Source organism: Micromonospora citrea (assembly GCF_900090315.1).
Classification (GTDB): Bacteria; Actinomycetota; Actinomycetes; order Mycobacteriales; family Micromonosporaceae; genus Micromonospora; species Micromonospora citrea.
Genome location: NZ_FMHZ01000002.1, coordinates 3,724,453 through 3,750,000 on the forward strand (window position 1 = coordinate 3,724,453; position 25,548 = coordinate 3,750,000).

The 25,548-nt window shown below is 73.4% G+C and carries 20 protein-coding genes and 1 pseudogene; 3 read left to right on the forward strand and 18 right to left on the reverse strand.

All coding sequences use genetic code 11. The features are described from left to right. Positions 1-64: 64 nt before the first annotated feature. Together GA0070606_RS17110 and GA0070606_RS17115 are read right to left on the reverse strand one after the other, a co-directional pair. Positions 65-505, reverse strand: a complete 441-nt coding sequence (locus GA0070606_RS17110; RefSeq protein ID WP_091101035.1) for a DoxX family protein — start codon at positions 503-505, stop codon at positions 65-67. Positions 506-843: 338 nt separating this feature from the next. Next, on the reverse strand, positions 844-1,995 hold the full coding sequence (locus GA0070606_RS17115) for an epoxide hydrolase family protein (protein WP_091101039.1): 1,152 nt from the start codon (positions 1,993-1,995) through the stop codon (positions 844-846). A gap of 940 nt (positions 1,996-2,935) precedes the next feature. On the opposite strand from GA0070606_RS17115, the gene GA0070606_RS17120 reads away from it, so the two are divergent. Continuing rightward, a complete protein-coding gene (locus GA0070606_RS17120; RefSeq protein WP_091101042.1) occupies positions 2,936-3,898 on the forward strand; it encodes an alpha/beta fold hydrolase in 963 nt (320 codons plus the stop codon). Here GA0070606_RS17120 and fxsT read toward each other — a convergent pair. From fxsT to GA0070606_RS17185, 16 genes and pseudogenes are all read right to left on the reverse strand, one after another. Continuing rightward, on the reverse strand, positions 3,892-7,794 hold the full coding sequence (fxsT, locus tag GA0070606_RS17125) for an FxSxx-COOH system tetratricopeptide repeat protein (protein WP_091101044.1): 3,903 nt from the start codon (positions 7,792-7,794) through the stop codon (positions 3,892-3,894). The two genes, GA0070606_RS17120 and fxsT, sit on opposite strands and share 7 nt — an antisense overlap. Beyond that, the gene (locus tag GA0070606_RS17130) at positions 7,791-9,002 is read right to left on the reverse strand and encodes a TIR-like protein FxsC (RefSeq protein ID WP_245724721.1); all 1,212 of its coding nucleotides are present in this window, start codon (positions 9,000-9,002) and stop codon (positions 7,791-7,793) included. Before GA0070606_RS17130 ends, fxsT begins: the two co-directional genes overlap by 4 nt. Beyond that, the gene (locus GA0070606_RS17135; protein WP_091101048.1) at positions 8,989-9,666 is read right to left on the reverse strand and encodes a TIR-like protein FxsC; all 678 of its coding nucleotides are present in this window, start codon (positions 9,664-9,666) and stop codon (positions 8,989-8,991) included. The genes GA0070606_RS17130 and GA0070606_RS17135 overlap by 14 nt, the downstream gene beginning before the upstream one ends. A gap of 77 nt (positions 9,667-9,743) precedes the next feature. After that, complete coding sequence (locus GA0070606_RS17140; protein WP_245724722.1) at positions 9,744-10,541, reverse strand: AAC(3) family N-acetyltransferase; 798 nt, start codon at positions 10,539-10,541, stop codon at positions 9,744-9,746. Beyond that, positions 10,538-12,871, reverse strand: coding sequence for an FxsB family cyclophane-forming radical SAM/SPASM peptide maturase (locus GA0070606_RS17145; RefSeq protein WP_091101056.1), 2,334 nt, complete (start codon positions 12,869-12,871; stop codon positions 10,538-10,540). The genes GA0070606_RS17140 and GA0070606_RS17145 overlap by 4 nt, the downstream gene beginning before the upstream one ends. Continuing rightward, positions 12,843-13,073, reverse strand: coding sequence for an FXSXX-COOH protein (locus tag GA0070606_RS32930; protein WP_245724724.1), 231 nt, complete (start codon positions 13,071-13,073; stop codon positions 12,843-12,845). The genes GA0070606_RS17145 and GA0070606_RS32930 overlap by 29 nt, the downstream gene beginning before the upstream one ends. A gap of 41 nt (positions 13,074-13,114) precedes the next feature. Then, positions 13,115-14,017 (reverse strand): DUF4231 domain-containing protein, encoded by a 903-nt coding sequence (locus tag GA0070606_RS17155; protein ID WP_091101063.1) that lies wholly within the window; start codon positions 14,015-14,017, stop codon positions 13,115-13,117. Between the two features lie 60 nt (positions 14,018-14,077). Next, on the reverse strand, positions 14,078-14,278 hold the full coding sequence (locus GA0070606_RS32020) for a SitI3 family protein (protein ID WP_425413100.1): 201 nt from the start codon (positions 14,276-14,278) through the stop codon (positions 14,078-14,080). A 2-nt stretch (positions 14,279-14,280) separates the two neighbouring features. Beyond that, positions 14,281-14,475 (reverse strand): annotated as a pseudogene (locus GA0070606_RS33350) (CdiA C-terminal domain-containing protein); the annotation flags it as partial. A gap of 207 nt (positions 14,476-14,682) precedes the next feature. Next, positions 14,683-15,210 carry a DUF6244 family protein gene (locus tag GA0070606_RS17165; protein ID WP_091101070.1) on the reverse strand — a complete coding sequence of 176 codons (528 nt, stop codon included), beginning with the start codon at positions 15,208-15,210 and terminating at the stop codon, positions 14,683-14,685. Between the two features lie 233 nt (positions 15,211-15,443). Continuing rightward, positions 15,444-18,536: an FG-GAP repeat domain-containing protein gene (locus GA0070606_RS17170; protein ID WP_091101073.1), complete on the reverse strand. Its 3,093-nt coding sequence runs from the start codon at positions 18,534-18,536 to the stop codon at positions 15,444-15,446. Between the two features lie 151 nt (positions 18,537-18,687). Next, on the reverse strand, positions 18,688-21,786 hold the full coding sequence (locus tag GA0070606_RS17175) for an FG-GAP-like repeat-containing protein (protein ID WP_091101075.1): 3,099 nt from the start codon (positions 21,784-21,786) through the stop codon (positions 18,688-18,690). Between the two features lie 109 nt (positions 21,787-21,895). Next, entirely contained in the window at positions 21,896-22,174 is a 279-nt protein-coding gene (locus tag GA0070606_RS33720; RefSeq protein WP_281190661.1) for a DUF6098 family protein, read from the reverse strand. An 82-nt stretch (positions 22,175-22,256) separates the two neighbouring features. Beyond that, positions 22,257-23,315: a tryptophan--tRNA ligase gene (gene trpS, locus GA0070606_RS17180; RefSeq protein WP_091101079.1), complete on the reverse strand. Its 1,059-nt coding sequence runs from the start codon at positions 23,313-23,315 to the stop codon at positions 22,257-22,259. An 85-nt stretch (positions 23,316-23,400) separates the two neighbouring features. Continuing rightward, positions 23,401-23,577: a hypothetical protein gene (locus GA0070606_RS32565; RefSeq protein WP_176737170.1), complete on the reverse strand. Its 177-nt coding sequence runs from the start codon at positions 23,575-23,577 to the stop codon at positions 23,401-23,403. Between the two features lie 48 nt (positions 23,578-23,625). Next, complete coding sequence (locus tag GA0070606_RS17185) at positions 23,626-24,075, reverse strand: PRC-barrel domain-containing protein (protein ID WP_091101082.1); 450 nt, start codon at positions 24,073-24,075, stop codon at positions 23,626-23,628. A 286-nt stretch (positions 24,076-24,361) separates the two neighbouring features. Here GA0070606_RS17185 and GA0070606_RS17190 point away from each other — a divergent pair, with 286 nt between their 5' ends. Continuing rightward, a complete protein-coding gene (locus GA0070606_RS17190) occupies positions 24,362-24,826 on the forward strand; it encodes a hypothetical protein (RefSeq protein ID WP_091101086.1) in 465 nt (154 codons plus the stop codon). Between the two features lie 287 nt (positions 24,827-25,113). Next, on the forward strand, positions 25,114-25,422 hold the full coding sequence (locus tag GA0070606_RS17195; protein ID WP_425413056.1) for an SCO4848 family membrane protein: 309 nt from the start codon (positions 25,114-25,116) through the stop codon (positions 25,420-25,422). The last annotated feature ends 126 nt before the right edge of the window (positions 25,423-25,548 follow it).

A 25,548-nucleotide genomic window follows, 5' to 3' on the forward strand; every position in this document is an offset into this window, starting at 1 on the left:
TTTCCGGGTTGACGTGGTGCGGCTGGACGTGGTGCGGCTGGCTGGCGGAACCGAAGATGCGACCTCACGCGGCCGCGGCGACCGCGGCGGCGATGAAGAGCACCTGCAGGACCGTGCGGGTCGGCAGGGGGGTCACGGGTTTCCCGGCCAGGGTGAGACCCCGGCGGGCCGCCGAGACGTTGGCCGGGAACATCGCGAGCATGAGCACGGCCAGCCCGATCGCCGCGTACGGCGCGGTCGGCGGAAACAGCAGTCCGGCGGCGCCGGCGAGCTCCAGGACGCCGGTGAGCGTGACCAGCAGGGCCGGGTGCGGGATCGCCGGCGGGATCATCGCGACGAAGTCGCGGCGCCATGAGGACAGGAAATGGGGCACGCCGGTGAAGACGAACATCAGGGCCAGCGCGCCCCGCAGGGCCGGCTGCCAGGCGTCCAGGGCGTCGACGCCGACCAGGCCGATGAGCCGTAGCACGATGAATCCGCCCGTGAGGGCGATGAACGGAACCATCCCGTCCTCCAATCTTGTCACCGTAAAGATTGAAGGAAACTCTTTATCTTGTCAACGTAAAGATGGGGGTGAGGGCTGCCACGCCGGGCATCGGCACGGAGGGAGGGTGAGGTGGATCGACCGCGCGAACATCCAGGGACGGAGCGTCCGATGGTTCGGCCCGCCCTCGGGGGTGCGAGGTCAGGGTGCGGGTGCAGCGCTGCGATCTCAGGGGACGGGGCCGTGCCGTGAGCGTCAGCTGTCGTCGCAGGCTGGGCCGGTAATCAGAGCCGTCGGGGCGCGGCGGTCGAGACAGCCGGCGGAGCCGGGCCGGTGTTGCGACCCGGCTCCCTTGCTGATCAGTACGGGCGGAGCGAGGTGAAGAACCGCCTGAGTTCGCCGGCGAGCAGGTCCGGTTCCTCGAGCGGCATGAAGTGGCCGCCCCTACCTGGCTCACTCCAGTGCCGGATGTCGGTGCAGGCGCGTTCGGTCATCTCGCGCGGGAAGTTGACCATCGACGGTTCGGTGCTCACCGTGAACGCGGCGGGCACCGTGATGTCGGGTCGTGGGCTGTTGCGGGCATAGTCGAAGTACTGGCGGAACGAGGAACCGATCGTGCCGCTCGCCCAGTACAGGGTGATGATCGTCAGCAGGGTGTCGCGGTCGAACCGGCTTTCCAGGTCTCCGTGGTTGTCGCTCCAGTCCCGGTACTTGTCGACGAGCCAGGCGGCCAGGCCGGCCGGCGAGTCGACAAGCGCCGCGGCGATGGTGTCCGGCCGGGTGCCCATGATGGCGCTGTACCCGCCGTCGGTCTGGTCGTACACCGCCTCGGCGTCGAGAAACGCCTGCTCGGCCGGCGACAGCGGGCGGGAGTCGAAGCTGGCCGGGAACGGTGGGTGGATCATGTGGATGCCGACCACCTGCTCGGGATACAGCGCGCCCAGCCAGCCGGTGACCACGCCGCCGACATCGCCGCCGAAGGCGCCGTAACGCTGGTAACCGAGGACATCGGTCATCAACAGGTGCATCGTCTGCGCCATCGTCGCACGGGTGAGCGGGCCCTTCGGCAGCTCCGAGTACAGGAACCCGGGCAGCGAGGGGACCACCACGTCGAACGCGTCGGCGGGATCGCCGCCGTGGCGAGCGGGGTTGGTCAGACGGTCGACCAGCGGCAGCATCTCCACGAAGCTGCTGGGCCAACCGTGGCTCAGGATCAGCGGCAGCGGTGCGGGCGCGCCTTTCGGACGCGCCCCGGCCACCCTCAGGAAGTGCAGGCGCCGGCCGCCGATCTGAGTCTGGTAGTGCGGCAGTGCGTTGAGTTCTGCTTCCCGAGCACGCCAGTTGAATCCGTCGACCCAGTAGGACACCAGGTGCCGCAGGTAGTCCGGGTCGGTGCCGGCCTGCCACGGCTGGTCGCCGCTGCGGCTGGTGAAGCGGGTACGGGTCAGTCGGGCCCGCAGGTCGTCGAGTATCTCGTCGGAGACGTCGATACGGAACGGGGAGAAGGTCATTGTTCCTCCGGTCAGGAGGGCGCTCCCCGACGCGAGGTCAGCGAACAGGGATGGCCGGGTGGAGTGCCCAGACGTGATATTGGATGTTCACCGGGCTCACCTCCCCCTCATCGCTGCTGACGTGATCGATCTTAGACGCACTCCGCTGTCGCGATGTACCCCCACGGGTTCCCGGCGCGGGCGGCAGGTGGTGGGGCTGGCCCGAACCGGCGTCCGACGTCCGGTGACGACGAGCGGCAGGCGTCGATGAGTGGGCAGCCGGGTGCGCCGGCGCGCGGTCGGACCGGCGCGGTGCTGGTGACGAAAGGGGCGACCCCGCTGCCCTCTGTCGGTAGCCGACCTATCGCCGGCCGTCGACCTAACGCCGCAAGCCGCCAAATCCTGCTTATCCGCCGATGTGGCTCATGGCTCCCCTGTCAGCACTCTTCGGGCGTGGCGGCGGCTTGTGCGCGGCGCTGCACCGGGCCGGATGGCGCCCGACCACCGCGGGCGCCCTGCGCCCCGCGCAGCCGCACGGGACCTGATCCGGCCCGCGCTCCACCGCGCCGGTGTCGGCCCGTTCCGGCATCCGGCCGTGCTGGTTCCGGGTCGGGCGTGCCGGTGCCGGCTCGTTTCCGCAGGTGCGGGGCGCTCTCCCGGCGGGCGTGGCGGTGTGCCGGCGTCGAGCCGACCGCCGGCACACCGGCCGGGGCGGGCCGGCCGGTCGGGGGCCGCGCCGGTGCGGAGCGGCGGCTCGGCCGGCGGCCAGCCGGAAGTTCCAGCCGGCGTGGGCCGGTAGGTGTCGTTTCCGACAGATCCGGCCGGTTGTTGCGGCTCGCCATAGCGGCGCGACGGGCCCGACCATTAGGCTCATTTGCTGAGTGGGGGCCGCAAGACATCGTCTCTACTCGATTCCGGGTTGCGAGTATTGGCTGGTTGCGGCACCGAAGGGCAGGATGGAGTGACCCGAGAAGGCGAGCCAGGGGCCGACTTCGCCACACGCGAGGACAGCAGACGCGTGGCGTACGAGGTGACCGGCGCGCCCGACGGATTCCCCGTCTTCCTGCTCCACGGCACACCCGGCAGCCGCCGTGGCCCGAAGCCCCGCAGCATCGTGCTCTACCGGATGGGCGTCCGCCTGATCGCCTACGATCGCCCCGGCTACGGCGACTCCGACCGGCGCGAGGGCCGGGACGTGGCCGACGCCGCCCGCGACGTGGAGGCGATCGCCGACCAGCTGGGCGTGGAGCGGTTCGCCGTCGTCGGCCGCTCCGGGGGCGGCCCGCACGCCCTCGCCTGTGCGGCCGACGCCGAGCTGCGTGGCCGGGTGAGCAGGGTGGCGGTGCTGGTGAGCCTCGCGCCGTGGAACGCGATCGAGCTGGACTGGGTCGGCGGCATGAACACCGGCAACGTCCGCGGGTTCGGGGTGGGTTCCCCCGACACCGCCGCCGTGGTGGAGGAGATCCGCCAGCGCGCCGAGCGGGCCGCCGCCGATCCCCGGCTCCTCCTGGCCGACCTGCGGACGGAGATGAGCGCGGCGGACCGCCGGGCGGTCAACGACCCGGCGCTGCGCCGACTGATCACCGACACCTACGAGGAGGCCCTCCGCTCGGGCCCGTACGGGTGGATCGACGACGTGCTGGCGTTCCGCCGCAACTGGGCGTTCGACCTCAAGGCGATCGACACCGCGGTGACGCCGGTCCGGCTGTGGCACGGCGCCGACGACAACTTCGCCCCGGTCAGCCACGGTCGGTGGCTCGCCGCGCAGATCCCCGGCGCCGAAATGGAGGTCCGGCCCGGGGCGGCGCACTTCGACGCCGTCGAGGAGCTGCCGCGCATCCTGCGCTGGCTCGTCGACCCCGACCCCGACCCTGACCCGGCGCTGAGCACCGACCTGCTCATCGGCGCGCGGCCCGGTCAGTAGGGGTGCGGGTCGAGCACCCGGCGCACGTACCGCCCGTCGCGTAGCACCACGACGCTGGGGTGGTGCTGCCCGACCCGGTTGGCGAGCCGGTCGGAGATGCGCATCCGCCCGATGCTCACCCGGCCGCCGGACAGCGCCTGGTTGACGGTCTCCAGGTTGCCCCGGGTCCGCAGCGTGTCGGGGTGCTCGGGCCCGAGCACCTGCGTGAGCTGATCCACGACGGTCAGCAGCCCGTCGCGTCCCCGCTCCGGCTCGCCGGTGAGGATGGTGAAGACCGCGACGTTGTTGGCCGCCGCCATGGTGAACGGGTGCCGGTCGCCGAGCGTGGCCAGCATCGTCCCGGTCGTCGCCTCGGTGAGCGAGCGGCTGGTGTCCGTGTCGCCGGCGTCCCACAGGGCCACGCCCAGATTGATCCGGCAGACCAACGAGTAGGGATGGTCGAGACCGAACACCTGGACGAACTGCTGCTCCGTCTCGCCCAGTTCCGCCAGGGCCTGCGCGTTCTCCCCCTGCAACATCAGGTTGGCCGACCGGCTGAGCCGGCTGAACAGGGTGTCCGGGTTGGTCGGCCCGAGGGTGGCCAGCAGCCGCTGGTAGGTCTCGTCGAGCAGTTCGGCGGCCTCGGCGATCTCCCCGGTGCTGCGCAGCGACGCGGCCAGGTTGGCCCGCGCGGTGAGCACGGCGCGGGAGTGGTCGCCGAAGAGGTTCCGGTAGCCGGTCACCACCTCCCGCAACAGCGCCACGGAACCCTCGTAGTCGCCGGTCTCCCGCAGGTCGCGGGCGAGGTTGTTGGCCGACGCCAGGGTGTTCGGGTGCTCCGGGCCGAGGACGACCCGTAGCCGGCGGTTGGTGGCCCGGTCGAGCTCGAGGGCCCGGTCGAACATTCCCGTCAGCCGGTAGGACGCGGCAAGGTTGTTCGCCGCGTTCAGGGTGCGGCGGTGGTCCTCGCCGAAGACCTCGACCGACGCGGCGTACGTCCGCTGGGTGCGCTCCAGAGCCTCCTGGTAGCGGCCCAGCGTGCACAGGTCGGCTCCGTACCCGCCGGCGGTCATCAGCGTGTGCGGATGGCTGTCGCCGATCAGCTCCTCCTGCTGGCGCAGGGTGCCCTCGTCCAGCCGGTAGGCCTCCTCGAACCGCCCGAGGCTGCGCAGCAGGTTGGCCCAGTTGAACCGCAGGTGCAGCAGTTGGACGCGCAGCTTGCGGTGCTCCGGCCCGTCCGGCGGCAGCTTCCGAAGCAGCGCCGACCAGACGGCCTCGGTCTCTCGCGCGTACCGCTCGCCCTGCTCGTACCCGCCGCTGACGTAGATGTAGCGGACCCGGTCGATGACCAGCTGCCGGACGTCGTCGTCGTCGCAGGAGATCGCGCCGGAGCCGTCGAGGTGCGGCCAGAGCATCCGGAACCGTTGCCGGTTCGCCGGGTCCTCCACCTCGCCCGGCGGGCGCGATCCGGCGAGGATCTGGTGCACCTCGTGTTTGGCCGTGACCAGCTCGTCTTCGGTCATCCGGGCGCGCAGGGCGGCCTGCAACAGCCGGTGCACCTGCACCCGGTGGGCGTGCGGGTCCAGCTTGATGAGCGCGAGCTTGTTCATCCGCTGCACCAGCGTCGCGGCGATGTCGCGTTCGGAGACGCGGTCCGCGACGCGGGCGGCGACCACCGGGTCGTGCGGGGCGATGACCCGCGCCACCTGGTCGCCGTAGAGCAGGTCGAGGGAGATCTCCGGGGCCAGCACCGACGCGAGCTGGAGGAGACGGTACGCCCCCGGCGAGCCCTCCCGCAGCCGCTGCAACGGGAGGTCCCAGACCTCCGTCTCCAGGCCGGTGCGGCGCAGCCCGGCCAGGTATTCGTCGACCGGCGTGCGGGTGTCGGCCAGCCACGCCCCGACCGTCGCGACGAAGATCGGCACATTCTCCACGGCGTCGGCGACCCGCTCGGCCTCCGCGACGCTCATCAGGTGCTCGCCCAGGCGGGCGCGCAGGTGCGCCACGCTCTCCGCCCGCTCGAACTCGTCGACGTCCACGGCCCGCGCCAGGTCGCCCCAGTCCGGGTTGCGGGTGGTGACCAGCACGTGCCCGTTGCCCTGTGGCAGATAGGGCCGGACGTCCTCGTAGAGGTCGGCGTTGTCGAAGATGAGCAACCAGTGCGGTGGCGGGCTGCCGTCGGCGCGGCGCTCGGTCTGGCTCAGCCGCTGCCGCAGCGCCCGGTTGGTCTCCGGGATCGTGGTCTGGGGCAGGCCCAGCTCCTCGGCGAGTTCCACCATCCGCACGTCGACGAACTGCGGCGGGTCGGCGGCGATCCACCAGACGATGTCGTACGCGCCCCGGAACCGGTGGGCGTACTCGATGGCGAGCTGCGTCTTGCCGAGGCCGGGGCCGCCCCGCAGCGCGACCGGCGTCCCGCCGCCCGCGGCCCTCAGCTCCTCCCGGAGCCTGCGCAGCAGCTCCTCGCGGCCGGTGAAGCGGGCGTTGCGGGCCGGCACGTTGAAGACGGCGGCGCGCACGCCCGGGAAACGGGCAGGGCGCAGCCCGGCCGCGTCCGCCGTCCGGCCGACCAGCTTCAGCAGGTGGGTCGCCGCGTCCTCGGCCGTGAGGTCGTGCACGGCCGTCCAGCTGCCGACCGGCACGTCCGGCACGGGCGGGGTGTCGTCGACGTGCACGGCCAGCCAACCCGGCGCGGCGCGGTCCACGGCGTCGGGGCGGGACCGCTGGGCCGCCAGGTAGGCCCGGGAGACCAGCCGGACCTCGCGGAACGCCGGACCCGCCGGCTCGGGCACCGGCCCGTCCAGGACGGCGGTCACCACCCGGAGATCCGCCGAGTTCAGCACGGCCTGCGCCCACTCCGCCCAGATCTGGTCCTCGGGCGCGTGCCGGAGCAGGATCAACTCGTCGACGACCGCCGGCTTGCGTTCGAAGCGCTGCACCGTCCGGCGGCGCAGCTGGTCGTCCATCCGGGGCAGGCTGGTGATCCTGCCGTTGGTGATGTGGCTGGTCAACGTCTCGTACGCCGACAGCAGGGTGGTGCGCCCGCCCGGCTCGTCGCCGAAGGTCGCCAGCGTCTCCTCGTACGCGTAGTACGCGCGGTACGGCACCTCGACGGTGAGCCAGTAGGCCTGCCGCTCGCTGTCGGTCATGCCGCCCGGCAGGCCGGTGAACTTCTGCATGGCCAGTGACCGGCCGGCGTCCCGCTTGCTCTTCTCGCCGTCGTCGACCCGCATCGGCACGGGCAGCACCCGGCGGGCCCGGCGCCCCTCGTAGTCCCGCACCCGGGCGGCCACCGCCGCGGCACCGTCGATGCCCTGGTCGCTGAGGGTGAAGCAGTCGACCAGGACGTCGGGCAGGTGGATGGTGCAGATCTCGGCGACGTCGCTGATCCCGGTGCGGCTGTCGATCAGGGCGTAGTCGTAGTGCCGCTTCATGTCCTCCCGCAGCGCGTCGAAGAACTGCGCGCCGCCGAGCCGGTTGTAGAAGTTGTCCCAGTTCAGGCCGGTCACGCTGGTGGCGTAGTCGGGGTTGTGCCGCCCGGCCAGCAGCAGGTCGAGGCTGCCGCCGCCGGGGAACTCCCAGCCCACCGAGAACGCGTAGCGGTGGACGCGCGCGAACTCCCGGTGCCAGTCGCCCGGGCGGGTGTCGGTGCCGCTCTCCTCGCGCTGGCGGGCGTTCTCCCATTCGTAGTCCAGGATCAGGTCCATGACGCCGCCCGTGGTGGCGACCTGCTCCGCGTCGAGGAACGGGGCGTAGAACCGGTGCAGGCCGGGAGACTCCAGGTCCCAGTCGGCGACGAGCACCCGCTGGCCGTTCGCGGCGAGGATCCAGGCGGTGTTGGCGAGCGCCATCGTGCGGCCCGTACCGCCCTTGTAGGAGTAGAAGGTGACGACCTGCCCTTCGCGCGATGGCGTCATCGCTCGTCCTTCCCTCGCGTCGTGTCGAACGGCCGCACCGGCGGCAGGGCCGGGCCGGGTCCCGCCGGCCCGTCGAACGGCCGGGCCGGGCGCAGGCTCGGCCTCGGAGTGGCCGGGCCGTCCGGCGGGTCGACCGGGCCGTACCGGAGGAACTGCTTGCGGGCCTCGGTCACCAGCAGCGGGGTGCAGCGCTCGAACTCGTCGATCGCCCGCACCGGCATGACCCGGGGGAACCCGGCATCCTGCAACGTCTCGGCGACCGACTCGGGCGCCGTGGTGCCGCGCTCGTGGTCGGCGGCGATGACCAACGGGACCGCCCAGCGGGGCAGGTCGGCCAGCGCCGAGCGGATGGCGGCGGCGCCGGCCGCGGCGTCGACCAGCACGACGGTGGGGCTCCGCGGCGCCAGCGCCCGAGCCGCCGCCAGGTCGACGACCCGGGTGGGCAGACCGAGCCGCTCGGCGGTCGCGGCGACGTAGTCGGCCACGGCCAGCTCGTGCTGCCCCGCGTAGGGCCGCCACCGCGAGTGGTCGGTGAGGGTGGCGACCACCAGCGCCGGGCCGACGCTGTCGGGCACCGGGTGGCTGGACAGCGTCGCCGCCCGGGACCGGGCCAGCGGCTGCGTCTCGGCCACCGTGACGATGCGCCTCGCCAGCGCGTCGAGGACCCGCCGGTACTGCTGGTGGTATGCGCTGAGCTTGCAGAGGGCACGCAGGCCGTTCTCGGCGTAGTCGGCCCGGTCGCCGGCGTCCCGCACCAGGTCGAGGGCCCGGGTCGTCTCCGGCCGGTCGCCCCAGGACGGCAGCGGCAGCCACAGCACCGGCACCAGGTGCCGCTCGGCCCGCGCCGGGGCCAGCGGGGCGAGCCGGCTGCGGAACGACTCGCGTTCGCCGAGGGCCCACGCGTTGCGGAAGTAGTTCGGCGAGTGCAGCGGCACGAAGACGTGCGCGAGGCTGAGCGCGTCGGTGAGCGTCTGCCGCAGGTCGGCCCCCGGGTTGACCTGGCCGTCGTAGAAGCCGGCGTCGAGGTCGCCGCCCCTCGTGGCGGCGTGCCGGACGGCGGCGGCCAGGTCGTTGAAGAACCGGTTGACCCAGTAGTCGGTGTCCGGCCGGACGCCGGCCGACAGCGGCACCGAGTGGGCGTAGCTGAGGAAGAAGTAGGTCTCCCGGCGAGGCGCGCCGCGGACCGGGGCGGGATCAGACCACGTCATGTCCGCCCTCCTCGAACGTGGTGCGCAACTGCCGCACGTCGGTCGGGACCTGGGCCCGCACCCAGTGCGTCCGGTACGCCCGGGCGATGCGCTGCGCCAGCCGCCAGACCACCGCGTCGTAGGCGGCCTTGCCGGTGTCGCCGAGACTCAGCAGGCCGTAGATGCCCTCTTCGTGGTATTGCGGGGCGATCTCCGGGGGCAGCCGGGTGGGGGTGAACATCTGTCGCCGCGACACGGCCGCCGGCAGCTGGCGACGCTCCACCAGGGACCAGTTGACCGGAATGACAGGCGTCTCCCCCGCCGACGGATCGGCGCCCGGCCGGGTCAGGATCTGCCGGCGGGTGAACGCGTCCCACTCGCGGGCGCACCAGGCGCTGTTGAGGTAGTGGGTCGAGATCAACGGGATGAAGACCTGGCAGTGCCCGGCGGCGAAGGCGAGGTCGTCGGTCCACACCTGCCCTCCGTCGAGCATCCGGTCCATGAACCCGGCCGTGCGCCCCGGACCGAGGCCGAGCAGCTCGACGACGTGGTCGGAGAGGTCGACGAAGAGCTGGAACACCTTCTGGTTGGTGTCCCGGGGTGCCGCGACCTGGTTCTTCTTGTGGGCGTAGCTGAGGAAGAACACGGGGGCGCTCTCGTCCTCCCAGAGTGTTTCCTCTGCCACCTGAGGCTCCCGACCGGTGCGGCGACTCCCGGCCGTCCACACTATCGAGCTTGGTCAACTCTGCGCTGCCCCGCCCGTCACCGCCGGTGTTCATCCATCCACCCTCGGGCGAAGTCGACGGCCGTCCGGACACCGACGAGCCGGCAGTCGGCGCCGCCGACCGACCCGCGCCGCACTGCGCCGGTGTCCGCCAGAGCCGAGCCGATCAGCGCGAAGTCGGTGTCGTGCAGATCCGGGGCCCGGAAGTCGCGCCGGACCCGCCGCCCGGTGGCGTCGCGCACGTAGCACCGGTACGCCCGGTCGGCCGGCGGCCGGCGCAGCCGGTACTCGGCCAGGTGGAACGCCGTGCAGACGGACCAGTCGACGCCGAGCAGCAGCACCACGGCGTCGACGGCGTAGAGCGCGCCCAGCGGGGAGCGTTCGCCGAGGTGACAGTCGAGGTCGTGGACGGCGGTCAGCCGGGCCGCGTCGGGGCCGAGGGCGGCGAAGGAGGTCTGCGGGTGGCGGCTCCGCGCCGCCCCCGGCTGGCGGCGTACGTGCTCGGCGAAGATTCCCATGCCCTCGGCGGGGCTGTGCTCCGGGTCGAACGGCGCGATGGCCGCCTCGGCCTCCGCGACCCCGGCGGCGCTCATTCCGGCGGTCGCCTCCCGGAACTGCCGGGACGTGATGGAGTTCCCGGCCGTCTGCGCCGGTACGACCACCGTGCCCGACCCGCCCAGCACGTCCCGCACGGCGGCCAGCAGGGCGGCGGGGCCACCCGCGACCCGGCCGACCCGGGACAGGGCGCAGTGCACCAGCACGGTGGCCCCCGCCGGCAGTCCCAGCGCCCGCAGGTCCGTCGCCAGCGTGTCCCGCCGGAGCGGAACGCCGGTCACGCCCATCCGTCCACGGTGGCGCGCATGCCCCGGACGAACCGTTCGCCGGTGGCGGTGAGGGCACCGTGGCCGAGCAGGGCGTCGAGGGCGCCGTCGGTCCGGTCCCGGTGGCGACGGAAGTGGCCCACGGCGGCCGGGCCGGGGCGGTGCCGCCACACGTCGGCGACCGCCAGGCGGGCGTACGCGCCGTGCAGCACGTCCCCCACGGGGCGTGGATCGTCCCGGCACGGCACACGCAGCGTCCGGGTGTCGTCGCGGTCGAACAGGTCGCAGACGTCCAGCACCGCGCCGAGCTTGAGGTGCTGCACCTCGCGTACCAGCAGCACGGCGAGGGCCGCGTCGTCGGGCACGGGCACGGCGGCCACCGCGCCGAAGGCGGTGCCGACGGTGGCGCCGCGTGACCGGCCGGTCGGCTCCGCGCGCAGCGGCACGACGGCCCGCAGCAGGGTGCGTACCCCCGCCGCGTAGCCGGTGGCCTCGGCGTCGATCCGGCGCACCGCCCGCTCCAGTTGCCGAGTCCACCGCAGCGCGGCGGCGCCGGACAGCCGCGGCTCGACCGGCAGGTCGTAGCAGTCCCGGTGCGGATCGGTGTCCTCCAGCACCAACCGGTCCCCGCCGAGGCGCACCGGCAGCCAGCCCGGCCCGTCCTCGCGGGCGGGGCCGCCGTCCCGGTCGGCGAGGACGGTGACCCGCCGGCCCGCGAGCCGGACGTCGCCGTCGTCGGTGACGAGCCGGACGACGCCCCGGTCGGCACCGACGGCGAGCGCGCCGAGCGTCGGCAGGCTGACCGTTCCGTCGCGCACCGGGACGGGAACGTCGGCCCGGACCCGGGCCCGGACCGCGGCGGCAGCCGCCACGCAGGCCAGGTGGGACAGCTCTGCCGCGCCGGTGCGGCACCGCTCGGCCCAGTGGCGTACGAAGGGGTGGGTCAGCACGGCGCGGACGGCGTCGGGGTGCGCGTCGTCCAGGTGCACCAGCAGCCGCCACCCTTCGGCCGCGACCGGGTCGCCCGCGGCCCGCTCGCTGAGGGCGACCAGCAGGGCGCGTACCAGTGCCAGGTGGACGGCGGCGAGCTGGGCCGCCGAGCCCGCCGTGCCGGAGCCGCCGGCGAGGTCGTCGAGGACCCGCCGGTCGAGCGACTCGGCGGGACGGGTGCGCTCGTCGGCGACCGGGGTCGCCGTCACCACCCGGACCAGCCGCAGCAGGTCGGCGCAGTAGGCGGAGGGGTTGTCGAAGCCGTTGCCGGCACGGTAGCGGTGGGCGTAGAGCCCGCCCCCGCAGTGCCCGACCACCGGGCACGCCCGGCAGGTCGGGCAGAGCCCGGCCAGGCCCGTCTGCCGCACGGCGATGCCGGGGTGGGCGGCGGCGTCGTCCACCCGGTGCCGGAACACGTCCAGGCCGGTGGCCGCCGCGCCGTCGAAGGCGGACTTCAGCGAGTCGACCTGCTCGAAGGTGCCGTCGGTCTCGACGACCACCAGGTCGGCCGGGGCGAGCCCCACCGCCTCGCTGCGGCTGCCCTGCCCGGTGGCGGTGGAGAGCAGGGACTCCAGCAGGCGGATCGGCACCGGACGCCCGTCGGCCAGCCAACGCCGGTGGATGGCCAGCAGCCAGTCGGCGTACGGCGTTGCGCGGCCGTCGGGCCGGACCGGCGGGTTGTCCCAGTTGGCGTGCGGCAGCAGGAAGTCGACGTGCGGCGGCTCCTCGGCGAGCAGCGCCTCGTAGACCCGGATCGGGTCGTTGGCGAGGTCGACGGTGCAGAGGATGCCCGCGTAACTGCTGCGGTAGGCGGGGCTGCGCAGCAGCGCCAGCGCCCGCAGCACCTGACGGTGGCTGCTCGCCCCGTTGGCGTGGCGACGGTGCCGGTCGTTGGCGGCCCGGTCGCCGTCGAGCGAGATCCCCACCTTGACGTCGTGGGCGACCAGCACGTCGCAGGTCGCCGGCGTGAGCAGCACACCGTTGGACTGCATCCGCAGGTCGAGCCGGGCCACCGGCTCGATGACCCGGCGCAGGGTGGCGGCGGTGGAACCGAGCCGGGCGGCGCCCGCGAGCAGCGGTTCGCCGCCGTGCAGCACCACTCGTACGCCGCCGAGCCGGTGCGCCGCCGCGTGCTCCGCGATCCGCCCCGCGACCGCCCGCACCGTGGCCGGGGCCATCATCCGCGGCTGGCGTCGCCAGGACTGGTCCGGGTGTTCGTAGACGTAGCAGTGGTCGCAAGCGAGGTCGCAGCGGCTGACCAGCTTGAGCACGTACTGCGTCAGCGGGGCGACGCGGCCGGCCGGTCGCCGGCCCGGATCGGCCGGCTCAGATCGCAGAGGTGAAGGCCGCGACATCGACACGCGCCGGACGAGCCTCCCTCCGGCTGGTCACGTGCGCGACGGACCGGGCCCGGTCGACGGGGATCCGGCCGAGCGGGGTGCGCCGGAGGTCGTCCAGCGGCGGCGGGCTCAGATCGGGCTGGCGTACGGTGCGGTCCACGTCGGTTCCCCCATCTCTGTCGGGAGTGGACGGACGGCCGCCCACGACGACGGTCAAACGACGACTATCGACGATGCTATATGGCACGGGGTGTGATGTCACTGTTGCGCTGCGCCATCCTGCTCGATCACCTTCGCCATCCATCCCTCGTTGGAGAGCGAGATGATCCGTTCCGCCTCCGCGACGAACGCGTCGTCGTCGGTCCAGCCCCGTCCGGCCTCGCGGGCGATCCGCAGCCGGACGAGCTGGTCGGCGGTCCGGGCGTACTCGATCTGGTGGTGCTCGTGCTGCTGGGCGGAGCCGTAGCCGACGAGCGCCGTGGTGACGGCCGCCGCGACGCCGATCCAGGCGGTGAGCCCGAGGTTGTCGCCGAGCACCCCGACCGTGGCGGAGACCGCCGCCGCGGCGACCGTGAGCGCCGTGGTGGCGTACCGGATCCGCCGCGCGGCCCGGCCCATCCGGCGGGCCCGCAGCAGGTAGTAGCCGTCCACCTGCCGCTGTAGCCGCTCCGTCAGGTATGTCGCCACGTCGGAGACGGCCGGCAGGGGCCGGGCGGCCGGCGCCGCGTCCACGGTGCGGCCGACCAGGTCGCCGGCGTCGTCCATCAGGGCGTCGAGCCGCCCGAGCAGGACGACGTCCCGGTCGGTGCCGGCGAACGGGGCGACCCCGGCGAGGTAGCGGTACGTGTCGGCCTTCAACGCCTCGGAGACCGACCGGAGCCGGGTCCACGCGTGCACGGCGTCGCGGGCGGCCCACCGGCCCGCGACCGGCACCAGGAGCAGCGCCGCCGCCGCGACGATCGCCAGCGCCCGACCGGCGCCGTGGTGGGTCTGGCCGAGCTGGTTGGCGAGGGTGCCGCACACGGCGGCGCCGACGGTGAGCGCGGCGACCGCCAGCCGGGCCCGGGTGATCGCGCGCTTCGCCTCGCAGGCCGCCCCCGACCAGGCGGCCTGCCGCTGCCAGACCGTCTCGACCGCCAATGAGGTATCGAAGTCTGCCACCCTCTGGATGGTAGGACGGCGACGCCCGTGCCCGGGTGGCGCGCCCGGCCCGCGCCGCGCTCAACGGGGCAGGAAGCTGCCGTACTCCTCCTCGTACCAGTCGGCCTCGTTGTGCCGGCGGGTCGTGCCCGCGACGCGGGTCAGCATCAGCCAGTCGTCGTTGAAGACCAGCGCCGCGTCCTCGGGCCGGGCGGCCAGGACCCGGCCCACCGTACGCATCATGTGGGGCCGGCCCTTCTCGGCCAGCACGTCCTTGCGCATGTGGAAGTCGACGTCCACGGCGCCGGCGCGTAGCAGTCGAAGACGTGGCCCTCGATGAGATAGTCGGGCGACTTCTCGCTGTTGCCGCCGCCGCCGATGCGAAGCCGGGCCGCCGCGATCTCCTGCTTCGTCGGGTTCTGGTGGATCCGGTAGCCCAGGGCGGCGATGGGGTCGGCGCCCTCGTTCTCCAACTCCAGCGCCCGCCGCTGCGGCGGCCTCTCGTTCGCGGGGATGCGGGTGCGCGGCCCGGTCGGTAGCCCCGGTGGGACGCCTGGTCCAGGCCGCGAGGCCGGGGGTGGCGGTGGTGGATGCTCGCCCTGCGGGGACGGTGTCGCCCGCCGCGGGTACGGCGGAGCCGTGGTTCGCGGGGGTCGGGCCGGTCGGTGCGGGGCCGCCGGACCCGGTCAGTTTCCCGACGAACCGAGCTGCCGCGCCGCGGCGACCGCGGTCTCGACTGCCTGCCTGGCGGGGCCGGTGCGCTGGACCATCAGCACGAGCACCTGCTTGACGTTCTCCAGTCCCTGCACCAGCGGTCCCGGTTGGCCGCCCTGGAGGACGGTGGTGACGAGCCGCTTGGCCTCGTCGAGCTGGGCGATGGTGGCGGTCGTCGCGTCGCGCATGCCGTCGATCGCGCTCGCCACGGGAGTCAGCCCGGCGATCGTCTCGTCCGGGGTGGCCTCCTGCGGCACGGCCGCGGTCGCCCGGGTGGCCTCGCCGATCGCGGTGGCGACGCCGCCCAGGCCGCCCCGGACGGCGGCGATGGCGTCCCGTACCCGCGCCATGCCGGCCGCGACGGCGGCGAAACCGGCGCCGGCGGCCCGCACCGCCACCTCCTGTGCCTGGTTGTCGGCGGCGGACGCCAGCCCCTGTGCCCTGTCGACGCCCGCCGTCAGCGCGCGGAGTTCCCCGGTGATCTTCTCGATGTGCGACACGCCGCCGAATCCCCGATCGATGGAAGGACGCTCGAAGCTGCAACCTAGCCGCAACCGTCCGTGGCCACCAGACCGACGATTCCGTCGGGAGTCGCCGTGGCGTCCGGTCGTCGACCGGGTCGGGATCCGGACGGCCGGTGCGGTCGTCCGTGGCGGATCCCGGTCGGGGAGGTCCGAGACGGGACCGCCCCCGGTCGCGTGGGCGTCCGGGGGCGGTCCGTGGTGGGGCGCGGTCAGATGATGATCTTGTAGATGTTCCAGCCGCTGCCCCGCTGCACGCGCGGTGCGAAGGACCCGTTGCCGAGGCCCGCGTAGTACCAGAGCAGGCCGTCCGCGTCGCGGGCGACGAGGTCGTTGCGCCCGTCCTGGTTGAGGTCCCCGATCGGGACCACCGAGTTGTAGATGTTCCAGCCGGCGTAGACCTTGACGCGGGTGTTCCAGCCGGTGTTGCCGTTGCTGAGGTAGTGGTACATGGTGCCGGTGGAGTCGATGCCGAGCAGGTCGCCGTGGCCGTCGCCGTTGAGGTCGCCGGCGCCGGTGACGCGTGGGTAGATGCCCCAGCCGGAGCCGACCTGGATGCGGGGGTTGATGCCGCCGCGTCCGGTGGTGGTGTAGAGCCAGAGTTTGCCGTCGGTGTCGATGCCGAGGATGTCGTGGTGGCCGTCGCTGTTGACGTCGCCGGGGGCGAGGATCGACCGGTACATCATCCAACCCGCGCCCAGGCTGACGGTCTTCTCCAGGCCGTAGTTCATGTAGCCGGCGCCGAGGTGCGCCTTCATTCCCCCGTTGCCGTCGCGCACGAGCAGGTCGGGATAGCCGTCGCCGTCGTAGTCGCCGAACGGCACGAGCGCGGACGTACGCGCCGCGCCGGTGCAGCTCAGGCACCAGTTGTCGGTCCACCCGTTGTTCAACAGCTCGCCGGTCGGCTCCCCGCCGTTGGTGTCGCCGTACCAGTGGCCCGCGCCCGTGGACTTCACGCCGAGCAGCGACGGGCTGCCGGTGCAGTCGACCACCCGGAACGCGAAGGAGCCGCAGGTCACCAGCAGGTTCCCGGACCCGAGCGTCGTCTCCGAGGCGCCTTCGGTGGTGCCGTGCACCGTCCAGCGGTAGCCGCCGCTCGGGGCCATCCCGCCCGACGGGAGCCGACCGTCCCAGCGCACGTCGAGCCGGTCGCGTGCCGCGCCGCCGGTCCGCTGCGCCACCACCTCGCCGGTCGACTTGCGGGCGACGGTCACCCGCCAGGACGACAGCGGCCGGGTCGGGTGGAACGCGCCGGTCCAGTACCGGCTGTCGTCGGTGGCCGCCCGCGGGTTGCTGCCCCCGCTCGTGGCCGCCCTGCCGATCCCGGGCGGGGTGCCCGGCACGCCGGTGTCGATGACGTGCACGGCGTTGTCGCCGTCGACGTACGCGACCCCGCGCCCCTGGCGGTCCACCGCCCAGCTGTGCCCCCGGCTGTCGGTGGCCGTGCCCCGGGCCAGGCTGGCGAGCGTGACCGGGGCGTGGACGGTGCCGTCGTGGAAGGCGGTCATCCGCAGGGTGGCGGCGGCGGTGTCGTGCTGGACGAGGAATCCGTCGCCGAGCAGGGCCGGCCCGACGGGCACGGTCAGGTTGGCGCCGGTGTGGAGGTCGTGGACGCCGGCGGGGCCGGTGGCGCCGCAGGTCCACCAGAGCCAGCGGGCGCTGGCCTGCACCTCGGTCGGTACGCACGCCGTGCCGGTGGACACCGTCCGCTGCGCCTTCAGGCCAGGCAGGCTCAGCTGCTGGAGCTGGCCGTTGGTGCCCGTGGCGGTCCACAGGCTGTCGAACCAGAGCGCCGCCGCCCGGATCGGGCCGGTACGCAGGACCTTCGTCTCCGTCAGGTGCGCCACGTACTGCGTGGCCGGGGAGCCGCCGTCCACCACGGCGTACTCGTCCATGGCGTCGACCAGCCGCGCGCCCGTCGTCGGGAGGACCATGGACAGGTCGCCGACGCCGCGGCGCGTGCTGACCATGGTCTGGCCGTTCACCTCGCGCAGGTAGGTGGTGCCGTCCTGGGCGCCGTCGACGATCCGTACGCACCGCGCCTCGCCCGGGCAGCGGACGGAGTAGACGCTGAGGGTGCCGCCCTGCGCGGGCACGGCGCCGGCGGCGTCCGGCGCCAGGGTGTGGTTGAAGAGCGCGAAGTGCGTCTCGCCGGTGCTCGGCAGCACCTGGGTCTGCAGGTGGCGGACGACGCCGCGCCGGAACGTGAGGCCGGCGTTGTCGACCGGGTCCCGCACCGGCAGCACCGACGCCCGGCCGGGCTCACCGGCGGCGGCGACGAACCGGTGCACCGCCCAGTCGCGGGAGGTGGAGCCGCCGACCGCCAGGGCGGTGCCGTCCGGCCCCTGCACCAGCGAGTCCCTGGCCTGCGCGCGGGGCAGCACGGTCGTCCGCGCGGTGCCGTCCAGTCCCACCGTGACGACCGAGCCCTCGGTCGCGCCGGACGCGGGGTCGAGCAGGACGACCACCCGGTCACCCAGCACCGCGGCGCTCGACCAGGCGCCCGCGACGGTGGCGATCCGCGCGGCGGTGTCCGCGCCGGAGACGAGGCCACCGCGCGAGTGGGCGTGCACCTTGCCCGAGCCGATCCACGCCACGGCGTCGCCGGAGAGCCGGAAGTCGGCCGGTGCGGCCGGGGCGGCGCCGGGGATCGGCACGATGCGCGCGGTGGCGATGTCGAGCAGGCCGTACCAGCGCTCGCTGTCGGCGCCGACCGCCGGGACGACCACGGACGTGGCGTCGCCGACCCGTGCGTCGTCGAGGTAGCCGCTGCCGGCCGGCAGGCCCGTGACCGGCCGGGTGTCGGTGACGGTGCCCTCGGGGCCGACCTTCTGGATCTCCAGCCGCATGTCCGGGTGCCGGACGAGGATCGAACGCCCGAAGACCCCGAAGAGGGTGCCCTCGGTCGGCCGGGGCCAGTGGTCCCAGGTCCGGTCGCTCAGGTCGTACACGCCGAAGCGGGTGACGTCGTCGACGGGGTGCCTGGTCCAGACGGAGACGGCGTCGCCGCCGGCCGGCCGGATGTCCCGGCTCCGGTAGCCGTTCAGCCCGCTGGCCTGGACCGTCGCGCCCGTGTCGTACCGGGTCCAGTGGTGGTTGGTGGACGCGTTGTGCTGGTGCAGGAAGCCGGACGCGCCCGCGAGCAGGATCTTCTCGACGGGCAGGACGGTCGGCTCGGATTCGGCGATGACGGCTGTCTCGCGGGGGGCGGTGCCGGTGTCGGCGGCGGCCGGCGCGGCCGGCACGGTCAGCAGAGCGAGGGCGACGGTGGTCGCCAGGGCTCCTGCCGGAAGACTGCGGCCCAAAGAGATCCTCCTGATGGGGGCTGCGCACAGACGCGCTGGAGCCTACCGGCAGGGACGGACGTGGATCCGCGGCTGATCGGGTGGAATTCGCCCCCGTGACGGCGACCGCCCCCGGCGCCGTCGGCGGCCGGGGGCGGGCGGGAGCGGGTCGTCAGATAATGATCTTGAACATGTTCCAGCCGCTGCCGGCCTTCACCCGGGCGGCGAAGGAGCCGTTGCCGAGCCCGGAGTAGCGCCACAGGACGCCGTCGGCGTCGCGGGCGACGAGGTCGTTGCGCCCGTCCTCGTCGAGGTCGCCGATGGCGACGACCGAGTTGTAGATGTTCCAGCCGGCGTAGACCTTGACGCGGGTGTTCCAGCCGGTGTTGCCGTTGCTGAGGTAGTGGTACATGGTGCCGGTGGAGTCGATGCCGAGCAGGTCGCCGTGGCCGTCGCCGTTGAGGTCGCCGGCGCCGGTGACGCGTGGGTAGATGCCCCAGCCGGAGCCGACCTGGATGCGGGGGTTGATGCCGCCGCGTCCGGTGGTGGTGTAGAGCCAGAGTTTGCCGTCGGTGTCGATGCCGAGGATGTCGTGGTGGCCGTCGCTGTTGACGTCGCCGGGGGCGAGGATCGACCGGTACATCATCCAACCCGCGCCCAGGCTGAGGGTGTTCGCGCCACCGAAGCCCAGGTGGCCGGTGCCCAGGTGCGCCTTCATTCCCCCGTTGCCGTCACGGACGAGCAGGTCGTGGTGGCCGTCCCCGTTGAAGTCGCCGAACGGCACCAGGGCCGAGGTCCGCTCGGCTCCCGAGCAGCTGAGGCACCAGTTCTCGGTGTAACCGTTGCTGTAGAGCTGACCGGGCGTGGCGGTGGGCCGGGTGCCGTACCAGTGGCCCTCGCCCGTGGACTTCACACCCAGCAGGCCCGGCCCGCCGGAGCAGGCGTACCCACGGAACGGGAACGTGCCGCAGTGCACGACCAGCTCGCCGGAGCCCACCGTGACCGGGGCGGCGGAGTCGGTGAGGGTGCCCTTCAACGTCCAGGTGTACGCCCCGTTCAGCGCCGCCTGCCCCGACGGCAGCTTGCCGTCCCACCGCAGGTAGACCGAGGTCCGCGACTTGCCGCCGCCGGCGCTGTGCACCAGCTCGCCCGTCCACCTGCGGGTGACGGTCAACTCCCAGCTCCACAGCGGACGGGTCGGCCGTACGTCCGCCTGCCAGGCGAGGCCGGTGGTGCCCGGATACACCGCCTCGTTCGCGATCACGCTGCCGAATCCGGGGGCGGTGCTCGGCACGCCGGTGTCGACGACGTGCACCGCCCGGTCGGCGTCGGCGTACGCGACGCCGGAGCCGTGCCGGTCCACGGCCCAGGTGACGCCGCGACCGTCGGCGGGGACGCCGGCGGCCAGGTCGGCGAGCTTCAGCGGGGCGTGGAGGGTGCCGTCGTGGAAGGCGCTCATCCGCAACGCGCCGGTGTCGTGCCGGACGAGGAAGCCGTCGCCGAGCAGCGCCGGCCCGGACGGCACCGTGAGGTTGCCGCCGTCGCGCAGGTCGAGGACGCCGGCGGGGCCGGTGGCGCCGCAGGCCCAGTAGATCCAGCGGGTGCTGGCCTGCACCTCGGTCGGCACGCACGCCACGCCGGTCGAGACCGTGCGCGTGGTCTTTCCGGTCGCCAGGTCGACCGCCGTGAGCTGGCCGGCCGTGGCCGTCGCGATCCACAACGTGTCGAACCACAGCGCCGCCCCGCCCTTCGGCGCGGTCCGGACCACCTGGTCGGAGCCGACGTCGACGACGTGCTGCTCGTTCGACGCGCCGTCGGCGACGAGGAGGTGCGAGGTGGAGGCGTCGAGGATCCGCCCGCTCGTCGTGGGCAGCGGAGTCTGGTCGTATCCGCCCGCGGCCTGGTCCAGCGTGAAGGCGGTGTCCGTCGTGGCGCTCGGCACCAGGTAGGCGGCACCGGCGGCGGCGCCGTCGACCAGGCGTACGCACTTCACGTCCGTCGCGCACGCCGCCGGGGTCGAGCGCATCATGACCCGCTCTCCGGGCGTGTGGCGCGGGTCGGGGAAGACCGGGTGGTTGGCGACGACGTACTCCGTCGCGCCCGTCTTCGGCGACACCTGGGACTGCACGTGCCGGACCAGGCCCTGGCGGTAGCTGATCCCGGCGTTCGCCACCGGGTCCCGCACGGGAAGCACCGGCGTGACGGTCGGCGTGTCACCGGGCCGCCCGGTGATCCGCCGGACCGCCCAGTCCGAGGGGCCGGAGCCACCGACGACCAGGGCCGTCCCGTCCGGACCCTGAACGAGCGCCTGGAGACCCCAGGAGATCTTCGGCAGCAGCGTGGGGCGGGGCGCGGTGGTCTGCACCGGCACGTAGGTCGCCGGGAAGTACTCGCCGGTGTCGCTGGTCTGGCTCCGGCTGATCACCAGCCCGCCGTCCACGACGACGGTCCGGAGGAGGCTGTCCTGCGGGACGGTCACCAGCCGGGCCGAGGTGTCCGTGCCGCTGGTGAGGCCGCTGCGGGAGTAGAGATGGTATTGCCCGCTGCTCGACATCCAGCCCACGGTGTCGCCGGAGAGCCGCCAGAAGTTCGACGGGACGCCGTTCGGGATCCGCTTCACGGTCGCGGTGGCGAGGTCGAGCAGCGCCATCCGCTGCCCGCCGTCGGCCTGGTAGCCGATCACCACCGAGGTCTCGTCCCCGACCGGCGGCAGCCCGCTGGGCTTGGCGTCCGCCGGGATGCCGGTCACGGGCGTCGTCGTCCACGTGCCGTCGCCGTCGGGGCTGCGCAGTTCCAACGTCACGCCGGTGAGCGGCGGCGTGCGCAGCAGCATCCGCTGGCCGTAGACGCCCCACACGGCGTGGTCGGTGGGGATCTCCCACTGCTGCCAGCTCAGGTCGGCGAGGTCGAGGACGCTGACCTTGCCCGGCGCCGGCCGCGCGGGCACCTGGGCGGTGGTGTAGACGCTGTCACCGCCGGCCGACTTCAGCGCCGAGGGCTGGACGCCGGCCAGCTCCTCGACCCGGACGCTCTGGCCGGTGTCGTACCGCGTCCACAGGTAGTCGGGGGAGTTGCCGTGCCGGTGCAGGAAGCCGGTGCGGCCGGCGAAGAAGACGGCCTCGTAGGCGGGCGCCGTCGCGTCCGCCGGCGGGATGACGGCGACCTCGCGCGGTGCGGTGGGGGTGTCGGCGGCGGCCGGCGTGGCCGGCACGGTCAGCAGGCCGAGGGCGAGGGTGGTCGCCAGGGCACCTGCCGGAAAGCTGCGGCCCAAGAAGTTCCTCCTGATGGGGCGGCGCGCACAGATGCGCGGAGCCTATCCGGAGGATCCTCGGCGCACGCGCCGCCGAACGGATGAATCCCACCGCCCGACCGGGGCTCAGTCACGGCTCGACCGCGAGCGGGTTCGCGGAGAAACCGGGCAGGTCGATGCCGGTCAGCGCGTCCCTGCTGGACTGCCCGGGCCCGCGCGTGCCGAACAGGTCCGCGTCGGGGCCCAGGGAACACCGGACGTAGGGCTCCTCGTCGGGGGCGGCCTTCCGCAACACGTCGACGAGCTGGTCCAGTCGTTGACGAGCTGGTCCAGCCCGTCGACGACCGGCGTCACCGCCTCGTGTCGCACGCCGCCCACGGTCCTCCACATGCCCCGGGCGGCCGGCCATGCATCCCGATTCGCCGGTGCGGCGTCCGGCCCGGAACCGGGGTGTCGCGGTTCCGGGCCAGCGCGCCGACGCGTACGACCGCTCAGGCCGGCGTGGTCGCGGCCCGGCGGCGCCGCTCGGCCCGCCGTCGCACCTGGGTGTACGCGCTCGTCAGCCCCATCGCCCGGCGGGCCTCGACGAGCGTCTGCCGCACCTCACGCCGGGTGCGCTCGGTGCCCTCGACGATCAGCTCGTCGACGAACCCCGGGTCGGCCTCGAACCGTGCCCGGCGCTCGCGGATCGGGTCCAGGAAGCGGTTGAGCGCGACGGCCAGCTTCTCCTTGACCTCCACGTCGCCGACCCGGCCGGCCCGGTACCGCTCCTTGAGGTCGTCGACCTGCCCCCGGTCGGGGTTGAAGATGTCGTGGTAGGCGAAGACCGGGTTGCCCTCGACGGTGCCGGGCACGTCGGCGCGGACCCGGTTCGGGTCGGTGTACATCCCCATCACCTTCCGGCGGACCGTCGCCGGATCGTCGGAGAGCGAGATCGCGTTGCCCAGGCTCTTGCTCATCTTCGCCCGGCCGTCCGTGCCGATCAGGGTGGGCGTCTCGGACGCGATCATCTCCGGTACGGGGAACACCTCGCCGTAGAGGTGGTTGAAGCGCCGGGCGATCTCCCGCGTCACCTCGACGTGCGCCGCGTTGTCCCTGCCCACCGGGACGACCTGCCCCTTGACGCAGAGGATGTCGGCGGCCTGGAGGACGGGGTAGCCGAGCAGGCCGTACGGCATCTCCTCCTTGCCCGCGTCGCGGGCCATGTCCTTGAGTGACGGCACCCGCTCCAGCCTCGGCACCGTGACCAGGTTCTGGAAGAGGGTGTAAAGGTCGCCGACCTCGGGGATGGCCGACTGGAGATAGAAGATGGCGCGCGCCGGATCGACGCCGGACGCCAGGACGTCGGTGACCATCTCCCGGGCGTTGACCGCGACCCGCTCGATGTCCTCGCGGGTGTTCCGCGTGGTGAGCATGTGCAGGTCGGCGATGATGAAGAAGCTCTCGTAGCGCTGGTGCAGCCGCACCCGGTTGGCGATGCTGCCGACGTAGTGGCCGAGGTGCAGCCGCCCGGTGGGGCGGTCTCCGGTGAGCATGCGTGGAACAGACACGGTGAACAGGCCTTTCGTGCGTGACGGACGAGTCGCGCGGTCGCGCGCCGGCCGGGAGGTCGTCCCGGGACCGGTCGGGGTCGGCTCAGTGAGCCGACCGCCATCGCCCGCCGTCGCGGAACCGCAGCCCGCCGGCACGAAGGAGGTCGATCATCTGCTCGCGGCCGTCACCGGAGCTGGTGGGAAAGGTGGTCACGACGCCGATCGGGAGGCCGTCGACCGGGTCGACGACCTCCGGCGCGTAGCTCATCGGCCGGACCACGTCTCCTACCGTAACCGGTCGGAACCGCCGGTGCGGGGCCCGCGGCGCTCAGTTCCGCCGGTAGGTCTCCCGGTAGTAGTCGCCCACCTGGTCCCGGTAGTCGCGCTCCCGGTATCCGTCCGGGTCGAAGGCCGGCGACTCCTTGACCTGCTGCCGGGTGCGGTCCACGTGCACCGTGCGGTCGAGATGGTCCACCCGCGTCACCGTGCCGACCGGCAGCAGCACCTTGCGGCCGAAGATCCACGGCCCGGTGTCCACCACCAGCCAGGGGGCGTCGGTGTCGTCGCTGGCCTCGTCGATCGCGCCGATCCGCCCGTCGGTGGCCTCCACCCGGTAGCCGACCAGGTCGACGGGGGTGCCGGGGCCGGGTGCGTCGGGTCCGTCGCCGGCGCCCTCCGGCGCCTCCGATGGCGCGGCGTCGGGGCCGCTGCGGGCGTACCCGCCGGCCAGGGCGGACGGGTCGCGCCAGGTCCAGGGGTTGAACGTCGACGGCTGCACTGGTCACCTCCGATGAGGGTCTTCGCTCGCCGAGAACAGTGCCCGTCCCGCGCCGGCGGGAAACAACGCGGCAATTATCGGTTCACAAGAATGTACGGGTGCGAAGTACGTCATATCCGCCGGACGTCGATGGGTGACGGCGTCGCGCCGCAGGTCGGGCCGCTTGGAACTGGGAGACGACACACTGGCCGGCAATGCGTGATGTCCACCAGGCACATTCGCGCGGTGGCCGGCCGCCGACCATTCTGGTCCCGCATTCGTCGGAGCAGGAAAGAGGGGGACGCAGATGTACCGCACCATTCGTCGGATCGGGGTCGTGCTCGCCGTCGCGGTCGGGCTCGTCGCCGGAGGCGGCGCCGCACAGGCGGCCGTCGTCAACCCGGTCACGCCGCAGTCGCTCTGCGGGCCCGGCTACGTCCTCCAGGACCAGGACCCGATCCGGCACGCCCGGACCGGCGCCCGGCTCGGCACCGTCCACCTCATGTACAACCCGATCGTCGGCTACGGCTGCACGGTCACCGTCAAGTCCGCGTACGCCGGCACCCTGACCCGCACCCAGGTCTACCTCGCCGCCCAGCACCTGCCCACCCGGGTCGACGACGGCGACCGGCTCTGGGCGGCCGGGCCGGCCCGGGCGTACGTCAAGGGGGGCTGCGTCATCTGGGGCGGCTTCATGGCCGACCCGACCGGCACGATCCACCACCACGACCGGGCGAACCCCGCGATCGGCGGCATCGGCACCTGCTTCTGACGCGACGGCAGGCCAACCGACCCCGCACGGGCCTCCCGCTCGCCGGCCACGCGTCGCGGCCGCCCCCATGGCGGGATAGCGGGACCGGGCCCGACGGACGGGTCCGTGTCGGCGGGACGCCGGCGACGTGCCCGGCGCGCCGGCGCAGGGCGTACGAGGTGGAACTCGCGCCACGGTCGGTGTGCTGTGCCGCCGGCGCGCCGGGTCGAGCCGGCGGCACAGCATCCCGCCGGTGCCGGCCCGCGGCACTCGATCACCATCCGGCGGCTTCCCGGAGCCTGACCAGCGTGGGAACGGCGCTGGCATACTCGGCAGCCATGGTGCTGTCGCGTGGCTGGGCGCTCTTCCTCACCGGGGTCGGAATCTGGACCTGGGTGATCTGGCCGAGGTTCGCGGTCGCCATCTGGAAGGACCCGCGCTCCTGGTCCACCGGCACCGTCGGCGACTTCCCCGCCACCGGGTTCCTCTGGGTGCACGCCCTGCTGATCGCGGCGTCGCTGGCCATCGGCACCACCGTCGGCGTGCTCGGCGTCCGCGGCTGGCGGGCCGCCCGGCGTGCCGCTCCGTCGGCAAACGCCGCTGACCAGGCAAGATAGTCGGGCGATAATGGTGTGACGGGGGACGCTACCCCCGGATTTGACGTTCAAACCCGCAGACGCGTAACTTTCTCTCTGCCAGCGCGGAACGGGGCAAACAGGGCGAAGGTCCTGGAGCGCCGAGCC

Bases quoted from the DNA above. Each gene is read 5' to 3' on its own strand.
- GA0070606_RS17110 (WP_091101035.1), bottom strand. From the start codon at position 505: ATGGTTCCGTTCATCGCCCTCACGGGCGGATTCATCGTGCTACGGCTC.
- GA0070606_RS17115 (WP_091101039.1), bottom strand. From the start codon at position 1,995: ATGACCTTCTCCCCGTTCCGTATCGACGTCTCCGACGAGATACTCGAC.
- fxsT (WP_091101044.1), bottom strand. From the start codon at position 7,794: ATGACGCCATCGCGCGAAGGGCAGGTCGTCACCTTCTACTCCTACAAG.
- GA0070606_RS17130 (WP_245724721.1), bottom strand. From the start codon at position 9,002: ATGACGTGGTCTGATCCCGCCCCGGTCCGCGGCGCGCCTCGCCGGGAG.
- GA0070606_RS17145 (WP_091101056.1), bottom strand. From the start codon at position 12,871: ATGTCGCGGCCTTCACCTCTGCGATCTGAGCCGGCCGATCCGGGCCGG.
- GA0070606_RS32020 (WP_425413100.1), bottom strand. From the start codon at position 14,278: ATGCGCAAGGACGTGCTGGCCGAGAAGGGCCGGCCCCACATGATGCGT.
- GA0070606_RS33720 (WP_281190661.1), bottom strand. From the start codon at position 22,174: ATGGCCGGCCGCCCGGGGCATGTGGAGGACCGTGGGCGGCGTGCGACA.
- GA0070606_RS17190 (WP_091101086.1), top strand. From the start codon at position 24,362: ATGTACCGCACCATTCGTCGGATCGGGGTCGTGCTCGCCGTCGCGGTC.